The organism is Candidatus Marinimicrobia bacterium CG08_land_8_20_14_0_20_45_22 (genome assembly GCA_002774355.1).
Lineage (GTDB): Bacteria > Fidelibacterota > UBA2242 > UBA2242 > UBA2242 > 0-14-0-20-45-22.
In genome coordinates, this window is sequence record PEYN01000139.1 from 5,454 (window position 1) to 6,024 (window position 571).

1 protein-coding gene, 1 tRNA gene and 1 pseudogene (1 of these 3 running past the window's edge) are annotated in these 571 nt (G+C 36.3%); 1 reads left to right on the plus strand and 2 read right to left on the minus strand.

Annotated features, from left to right (window positions below; translation table 11 throughout):
- Nucleotides 1-210, minus strand: a pseudogene (locus COT43_08205) (hypothetical protein); it reaches 2,166 nt to the left of the window's first position.
- 141 nt (nucleotides 211-351) lie between these two features.
- Between COT43_08205 and COT43_08210 the strand changes: the two are divergent.
- Nucleotides 352-428 (plus strand) — tRNA-Arg (locus COT43_08210).
- Between the two features lie 49 nt (nucleotides 429-477).
- Here COT43_08210 and COT43_08215 read toward each other — a convergent pair.
- On the minus strand, nucleotides 478-571 hold a 94-nt coding region (locus tag COT43_08215), incomplete at its 5' end, for an excinuclease ABC subunit C (GenBank protein ID PIS27890.1).

A 571-nucleotide genomic window follows, 5' to 3' on the forward strand; every position in this document is an offset into this window, starting at 1 on the left:
ATTGATTCCGGTTTTACTGAGAACATCCAATAAATATATCAATTCGTCTTTTTGTTGCTGAACTGTACGATTGGGTGAAGACGGCCAATCTAGATTGGCTACTGATGCGATCCATGCACCGCGGAATTCGCGTTTTGGGTAAACAGGCTGAGAAAATCCAGCACAAAAACAGATAATAATTAATGACAAAATCAGATATATTCTTTTCATGAAATTCCTTATGAACCGATATTAAAGAACCAACTAAAATTATCACTTTCTATCCGAATTTTTAAACACTTTAAATGCGATAATTTTATATTGGTAAAATTAACAATTGAATATAAATTTACTCGCTTTTTAAATAGCGATGCGCCCGTAGGCCAACTGGATAGACCGTCAGGCTACGGACCTGAATGTTGAGGGTTCGAATCCTTCCGGGCGTACAAATGAAAAATGAAAATTTCCGACTAAGTTGCGGAGATTTTCATTTTAAATCTAATACGGAATTCCTGCTCGAGTTGATTTGGATTCTCCAGAGTTATGTTCATTCAATCGATTGGCTAAATCCTGAGTCTGTCCAATATAGTAG